Genomic DNA, 7,007 nt, shown 5'->3' on the forward strand with positions numbered 1-7,007 from the left:
ACGCCGGGGTCCTGGTGCGCGATAACGTGCGCGCTCGGCCTGATCATCACACTGCCCGGGGACTGTTATGCCTGATCCTTCCGTGCCGCCGGACGACCGGCCGAGGCCGCCCGTGATCTCCCGTGTGACGGCCGAGTCGCGAGCCGGGGCCTTGAGGCGGCGTCTGGTGCTGTCGTCCGTGCTGCCACCGAGCGTGGTCGCCGTGGCCGGTGCGGTGGCCACCGCGCTGGTCCGCGATGGCCACCTGGACCGGGCGGACCGGGGCGCGGTGTTCGGCGGCGTGGTGCTCATCGGCACCATGGCGGCGGGGATCGCGGGCATACGGGCTTCGGCGGAGGCACGAGCAGTCGACACACACTGGGCGGAGCTGTCCCGCGCGGCCGACCGGAACCGTGCCGAGCTGGCCGAGCTGACCCGTATCACGGCCGAGGGCAGGACCGAACTGGAGTTGTTGTGCCGCCGGTTGCGGGCCGGGGAGCGGCCTGCGCGGCGCCGGCCGGAACTGCCGCCGCAGACCGGCCCGGACGAACTCTCCCGCCTCGGATTCGAGATCGCCGCGACCCGACAGGAGGCGGAGGCAGCCCTGCTGGAGACCGCCGCCGGGGTGGTCGGTGCGGAACACAACTCCCGGCTGGAGCAGTTCGAGGTGTTCGCCAACCTGGCACGCCGCCTGGAGTCGCTGGTGCACCGAGAGATCGGCCTGCTGGACGACCTGGAGAACGAGGTCGAGGACCCCGACCTGCTCAAGGGGCTGTTCCGGGTGGACCACCTGTCCACCCGGATCCGCCGCTACGCCGAGAACCTGGCCGTGCTCGGTGGCGCGAACACCCACCGCCAGTGGACCCGACCCGTCGGCCTGACCGACGTGCTGCGTTCCGCCGTCGCCGAGATCGACCAGTACGCCCGCGTCAAGCTGGTCCCGCCCATCGAGGGAACGGTCAGCGGCCACGCCGTGGTCGACGTCGTCCATCTGCTGGCCGAGCTGCTGGAGAACGCGACGGTGTTCTCACCGCCCCAGACCACCGTGCACGTGCGGGTGGAGCCCGTGGCCGCGGGGGTGGCGATCGAGGTCGAGGACCGGGGTCTGGGCATGTCCCCGGCCGAGCGCAACCAGATGAACACCCTTTTGAGTGCACCCGACAAGGTCGCCCTCGGCGAGCTGCTGCAAGACGGCCGGATCGGCCTGTACGTGGTCTCCGTCCTGGCTCAGCGGCACGACATCGCCGTGCAGTTGCTGAGCAATGTCTACGGCGGCACTCAGGCCGTCATGGTGCTGCCCGGCGCACTGCTCGGCCCGCAGCCGGCGGTACCCGCGCCCGCGCACCACACCGTCCCGACCTCTGACGCGGGGCCGCAGGACCCGGTGGAACCCGACGTGGCGGATCCCCGGGCGACAGTGGCGACCGTCGTTACGGATCCGCGCGTGCCCCATTTCGAACCCCAGCCCGCCCCAGTGCCCTCCGACGGCGCGGACGACCGTCCGCAGCTGCCTCAGCGCCGCCGCCAGGGCCACGCCGCGGAACGGCCGCACCCGGTCCCCAGCACCGATGCCTCCGAGGACATCGCACACGACCCGGGCCTGATGGCCGCGTTCCAGGCCGGACTACGCAGGGCCGAGGAAGCGGAGACGCCCTGACGGCCGAGCCGCCCTGAGGGCCCATGGCCCCCGCCCAGCAAGCTGTTTCCTTCCGTCGAAGAGGAGTACACGATCGTGGCGAGCGAAGACCTTTCCTGGCTGTTGACGGGTCTGGTGAACCGGGTGCCGCACACGCGAAGCGCCCTGTTGCTGTCCTCGGACGGGCTGGTGAAGGCAGCGGAGGGGCTCGACGAGGACGCCGCGGACCAGTTGGCCGCCCTCGCCAGTGGGCTGTACTCGCTGGCGCGCAGCGCGGGCCGGCACTTCGACGACGGCGGGGACGTACGACAGATCGTGACGGAGCTCAGCACCTCGCTGCTGTTCGTCTCCTCCGCCGGGCACGGTGCGGTGCTGGCCGTGCTGGCCGGACGCGAGGCCGACGCGGCGGTGCTGGGCTACGAGATGGGGATGATGGTGAAGAGCGTGCGCCCGCACCTGGCCACACCGCCCCGGCACCCGGTGGGGTGACCGATGACGCCGGTCCTCCCGGACGGACCGCTGGTCGACGAAGCGGCCGGGCGGCTGGTCCGCCCCTACACGGTGAGCGACGGCCGGACCAGGGCCACGTCCCACTTCACGCTGGTGACCATGGTGCGGGCCACTGGCGCCCAGACGCAGGGCGCCTTCGGCCTGGAGCATGCCCAGGTGCTGGCGCTGTGCGAGCGGCCGGTGAGCGTCGCCGAGGTCGCGGCCCGGATGCAGGTGCCCGCCGCCGTGGTCAAGGTGTTGCTTTCCGATCTGGCCGAGGGAGGCGCGGTGGTCGCAGGTGATACGCACCCGGCGTCCCCGGGCCACTACGCACGACCTGATCGAGACCTCCTGGAAGCGGTACGCGATGGCCTCATCAAACGACTGTGACCCGCTGCCGGCCGAAGTGCTGCCGGTGGGCATCAAGGTGCTGATCGCCGGTGGGTTCGGCGTGGGAAAGACCACTTTCGTCAACGCGCTCAGCGAGATCGAGCCGCTGAGTACCGAGGAGATGCTGACCGCCGTCAGCGCGGCCACGGACCGGCTGGACGGAGTGGAGAACAAAGCCACCACCACGGTGGCCCTGGACTTCGGCCGGATCACGCTCAGTCCGTTCCATGTCCTGTACTTGTTCGGCACGCCCGGACAGGAGCGCTTCTGGTTCATGTGGGACGAACTCTCCGAGGGAGCGCTCGGGGCGGTCGTTCTCGCCGACACGCGCAGGCTGGAGCACTCGTTCGCGGCGGTGGACTTCTTCGAGCGGCGCGGCATGCCCTTCGTCGTCGCCGTCAACGAGTTCGACGGGGCCCACCGCTACCGCGGGGAGGAGGTGCGGACCGCACTCGACCTCAGTCAGGAGGTGCCGGTGGTGCTGTGCGACGCCCGCGTCCAGAGCTCGGGCGTCCGCGTGCTGCTCGAACTGATTCAGCATCTGCTCACGACAAGGAGTTCCCATGGCACCGACACCGACCAACCCCTCCTCCGGGCGTGAGTCCGGGATCGCCGTGCGCCACCTGCTCCTCCCCCCGGAGGACCCACAGGTGCGTGCCCGATCCGAGCGGCTGCGCGAGCTGGGCATCGACGCCCGTCCGGATGCGGAACTCGACGCCTTCGCACGGGAACTGGCACACCGTACCGGCGGCTGCTACGCCGGGGTCAACTTCTTCCTCGACGCCGACCGCCAGTACTTCGCAGGCTTGTACAGCGCCGCGCAGGACACCACGGCCCACGGGGGACCGCCGTTGCTGGAGGAACCGGTGCCGGGCCGCGTCATGCCCCGCGACATCGACATGGGCATCTGCCCGCACGTGGTCAAGCGCCGCCGGGCGCTGGTGCTGGAGGACATCCGGGACTTCCCGCGGTTCGCCGGTAACCCGGTGGTCGACGCGATCGGCGTCCACTCCTACCTGGGCGCACCGCTGATAGACAGCACCGGCGTGGTGCTCGGCACGATCTGCGTGGTCGACCAGGACCCCCAGCCGTGGGGGCGCAAGGGGCTGGAAACCATCAAGGCCATGGCTGCCGAACTCGTCGAGCGGCTGGAGGAGTCGGCGCACCGTCGCAGCTGACCGGCGCTGCCGGACTTGCACGCGGCCGCCCGGAGCGTCCCCGGCGCGGCCGTCCAGCACCCGACCGCGGCTCCCCCACGCCGACTCTGCCCATCCACCGGAGGCCGGAGACGACGACGAAGCGGACCCAGTCGGTCAAGGCGGACGCCACCTGGTCCTCGCCGGCTGCACACCTCGGCCCCTGACCGGGCCGCCGCGCTGCCGGGCCCGGCACCCGACTGGACCGGACTGAGCGAGCTGTGGAACGCGCCTGAGGACTGAGGCCTCGGGGCGACCGCGGAAGTGGCGCATCAGAATGCGTGCAGCGCCGATGGAGGCCGGTCGCGAGCGTCGCGGGTGGTGCGACTCAGCCTCGTTGGAAGAACTCGACCTCGGCGAGGGCCAGTTGGCGGCCCGTCGTCAGACCCACGGGCGAGCGCAGGACCAGGCGTACGCTCCGCACGTCGCTGATGCCGGTGGGGATCGTCTGCGGGCCGGCCTTGTCGCTGAGGGTGAGTTGCTTGCGCTGCTGCCCGCCATCCCGCGTCGTCACCACCAGGTCCATCTGAAGGGCGCGTGCCTGGCGGGCGTACTGCTCCGGGTCGTTGGACGGGCCGTTGGCGGTGATCACGTCGACCAGGCGGAACGGCTTGCGGAAGGTGTACGTCACCGAGGCGCCGGGCGCGGGCGCACCCCAGTAGCTGTTGCTCACCCCGTCCGTGGAGAGCGCTCTCCCACCGCTGGAGTGTTGAGCCGTTGACACGAGGGCGTCAAGGAAATCGACCAAAGGATCAGCGGAACACTGACATCACTTCTCGAAGGCCACGTAAGGAATGTGACGCTCTGTCATGCAAAGCATGAGGAATGTCGGTCACAACTCTTGACGTGTGCTTCACACCAATGAAGCATCCAACGGCGAGAGAGCGCTCCCCACACCCCACTCCGTTCACTTCCTGAACCAGGAGAGCCGCGCATGCCCCCGTCTTCCCCCACTCCTGACTCCCCTGACTCCCCGACGCCCGTGGGCCGTCGGACGGTTCTAGGAGCCGCCGCCGCGGCCGTGCCCGTCCTGGCGGGCGTGTCCACTCCGGCGCGGGCCGCCACCCGGTCCCGCACGCTCCCCCGCGCCCTGCCCGGCGGCGGTGATCTCGGACCGAACGTGCTCGTCTTCGACCCGTCCACCCCGGACATCCAGGCCAGGCTGGACCAGGTCTTCCACCAGCAGGAGTCGGCCCAGTTCGGCAGCGGCCGCTACGCTCTGCTGTTCAAACCCGGCACCTACAACGGCCTCAACGCCCAGATCGGCTTCTACACCTCCATCGCCGGCCTCGGCCTCTCCCCCGACGACACGACGATCAACGGGGACGTCACGGTCGACGCGGGCTGGTTCAACGGCAACGCCACCCAGAACTTCTGGCGTTCTGCGGAGAACCTGGCCCTGACACCCGCCAGTGGCACCAACCGGTGGGCGGTGGCACAGGCCGCGCCGTTCCGCCGTATGCACGTACGCGGCGGCCTCAACCTGGCGCCGTCCGGCTACGGCTGGGCCAGCGGCGGCTACATCGCGGACAGCCGGATCGACGGCCAGGTCGGGCCGTACTCGCAGCAGCAGTGGTACACCCGCGACAGCGTGATCGGCAGCTGGCTCAACGGCGTGTGGAACATGGTGTTCTCCGGCGTCCAGGGCGCCCCGGCGCAGAGCTTCCCCAACCCGCCGTACACCACCCTCGACACCACACCGGTCTCCCGTGAGAAACCGTTCCTGTACGTCAGCGGCAGCGAGTTCCGGGTCTTCCTGCCCGAGAAACGCACGAACGCGCGGGGTGTCACCTGGGGCAACGGCACCCCGCGGGGCACGTCCCTGCCGCTGTCGCGGTTCTACGTCGCGAAGCCCGGCGTCAGCGCGGCGACCCTCAACCAGGCCCTCGCCCAGGGACTCCACCTGCTGCTGACCCCGGGCATCTACCACGTGGACCAGCCGATCCAGGTGGACCGCCCCAACACAGTGGTGTTGGGCCTCGGTTACGCGACGTTGGTGCCCGACAACGGCGCCTCGGTGATGAAGGTGGCCGACGTCGACGGTGTACGGCTCGCCGGGTTCCTGATCGACGCCGGCCCGGTCAACTCCTCGACGCTGCTGGAGGTCGGCCCGCAGGGCGCGGCGAAGGACCACTCGGCCAATCCGACCACGGTGCAGGACGTGTTCGTGCGCATCGGCGGCGCGGGCGCCGGCAAGGCGACCACGAGCATGGTGATCAACAGCCGGCACACCATCGTCGACCACACCTGGCTGTGGCGCGCCGACCACGGCACCGGCGTCGGCTGGGAGACCAACCGCGCGGACTACGGCATCGTCGTGAACGGCGACGACGTGCTGTGCACCGGCCTGTTCGTGGAGCACTTCAACAAGTACGACGTGCAGTGGTACGGGCAGCGGGGCCGCACGATCTTCTTCCAGAACGAGAAGGCGTACGACGCCCCGAACCAGGCCGCCGTCCAGAACGGTCCGGTCAAGGGCTACGCCGCCTACAAGGTCGGCGACCAGGTCACCACCCACGAGGGCTGGGGCCTGGGCAGCTACTGCTACTACAACGTGGACCCGACCATCGTGCAGCACAACGGCTTCTCGGCGCCCGCCGCGCCCGGGGTGAGGTTCCACGACCTGCTCGTGGTCTCGCTGGGCGGCCAGGGCCAGTACGAGCACGTCATCAACGAGACCGGCGCGCCGACGTCGGGCACCTCCACCACCCCGTCGACCGTGGTGTCGTACCCCTGAGCTTGTCGTTCGAGGTCCTGGTCCGACACGCGATTCGAACTTGATTGCGCACCTGGGCGTTCGCCGGACATCGGGCGGCCCCGGTCTGATCCTGTGCTCCGACCAGGACCACGCGATCAGACCGGGGCCGTAGAGATGAGTGTGCTGCAACGGCCGGGCAGGCGAGAGGCGTTCGCGACGCCGTCATGCTTCCGGGCGGGAGCTCTACGACTGCCTGAGCGGCCGCCGGGACGCCCTGTTCGAGCTGACCGACGCACTGCTGTGCACCGACGGCCCGGTCAAGACCCTGGTCGACCCGGCGCTCGCGCCGGAACATCTTGTCATAGCGCGTGGCCACGGCACGGTGCCTTTTGAGGCCTGGCCATCGCCCACCGCCTGACCGGCCTCCTCGCAGCGCGCATCACCGTCCGGGGACGGGGACCGGAGGGCGGAGCCTGCTTCACCGTGCGGCTGCCGCCCCACCCCGGCACGTCACCGGCGAAGACCGGCTCCGCGAACACCCGCTCCGGCGATCCCCGAACGCCTGCCCGGGGGGGGCCCGCGGGCCCGGGCGGGGCGGGGGGGCGCCGCCGCGCCGGGC

7 protein-coding genes and 1 pseudogene are annotated in these 7,007 nt (G+C 70.5%); 7 read left to right on the plus strand and 1 reads right to left on the minus strand.

Features of this window, described 5'->3' with window-relative positions:
* Positions 1–67 precede the first annotated feature (67 nt).
* The 5 genes from AB0N14_RS28245 (at position 68) to AB0N14_RS28265 (ending at position 3,672) form a co-directional block, all read left to right on the plus strand.
* Entirely contained in the window at positions 68–1,636 is a 1,569-nt protein-coding gene (locus tag AB0N14_RS28245) for an ATP-binding protein (protein ID WP_366028526.1), read from the plus strand.
* Between the two features lie 75 nt (positions 1,637–1,711).
* A complete protein-coding gene (locus AB0N14_RS28250; protein ID WP_263227256.1) occupies positions 1,712–2,104 on the plus strand; it encodes a roadblock/LC7 domain-containing protein in 393 nt (130 codons plus the stop codon).
* Between the two features lie 3 nt (positions 2,105–2,107).
* The gene (locus AB0N14_RS28255; RefSeq protein WP_366028527.1) at positions 2,108–2,494 is read left to right on the plus strand and encodes a DUF742 domain-containing protein; all 387 of its coding nucleotides are present in this window, start codon (positions 2,108–2,110) and stop codon (positions 2,492–2,494) included.
* Positions 2,472–3,095 carry an ATP/GTP-binding protein gene (locus AB0N14_RS28260; protein ID WP_366028528.1) on the plus strand — a complete coding sequence of 208 codons (624 nt, stop codon included), beginning with the start codon at positions 2,472–2,474 and terminating at the stop codon, positions 3,093–3,095. The genes AB0N14_RS28255 and AB0N14_RS28260 overlap by 23 nt, the downstream gene beginning before the upstream one ends.
* Entirely contained in the window at positions 3,058–3,672 is a 615-nt protein-coding gene (locus tag AB0N14_RS28265) for a GAF domain-containing protein (RefSeq protein ID WP_366028529.1), read from the plus strand. The genes AB0N14_RS28260 and AB0N14_RS28265 overlap by 38 nt, the downstream gene beginning before the upstream one ends.
* A gap of 346 nt (positions 3,673–4,018) precedes the next feature.
* Here the strand turns inward: AB0N14_RS28265 and AB0N14_RS28270 are convergent, their stop codons facing one another.
* Complete coding sequence (locus tag AB0N14_RS28270) at positions 4,019–4,363, minus strand: hypothetical protein (RefSeq protein WP_366028530.1); 345 nt, start codon at positions 4,361–4,363, stop codon at positions 4,019–4,021.
* Between the two features lie 261 nt (positions 4,364–4,624).
* Here AB0N14_RS28270 and AB0N14_RS28275 point away from each other — a divergent pair, with 261 nt between their 5' ends.
* Positions 4,625–6,427 (plus strand): coagulation factor 5/8 type domain-containing protein, encoded by a 1,803-nt coding sequence (locus AB0N14_RS28275; RefSeq protein ID WP_366028531.1) that lies wholly within the window; start codon positions 4,625–4,627, stop codon positions 6,425–6,427.
* Positions 6,428–6,562: 135 nt separating this feature from the next.
* Positions 6,563–6,773 (plus strand): annotated as a pseudogene (locus tag AB0N14_RS28280) (transposase); the annotation flags it as partial.
* Positions 6,774–7,007: the final 234 nt, after the last annotated feature.

It is taken from the genome of Streptomyces sp. NPDC051104 (assembly GCF_040682835.1).
Classification (GTDB): Bacteria; Actinomycetota; Actinomycetes; order Streptomycetales; family Streptomycetaceae; genus Streptomyces; species Streptomyces cynarae.

Bases quoted from the DNA above. Each gene is read 5' to 3' on its own strand.
- AB0N14_RS28245 (WP_366028526.1), top strand. From the start codon at position 68: ATGCCTGATCCTTCCGTGCCGCCGGACGACCGGCCGAGGCCGCCCGTG.
- AB0N14_RS28255 (WP_366028527.1), top strand. From the start codon at position 2,108: ATGACGCCGGTCCTCCCGGACGGACCGCTGGTCGACGAAGCGGCCGGG.
- AB0N14_RS28260 (WP_366028528.1), top strand. From the start codon at position 2,472: ATGGCCTCATCAAACGACTGTGACCCGCTGCCGGCCGAAGTGCTGCCG.
- AB0N14_RS28265 (WP_366028529.1), top strand. From the start codon at position 3,058: ATGGCACCGACACCGACCAACCCCTCCTCCGGGCGTGAGTCCGGGATC.
- AB0N14_RS28275 (WP_366028531.1), top strand. From the start codon at position 4,625: ATGCCCCCGTCTTCCCCCACTCCTGACTCCCCTGACTCCCCGACGCCC.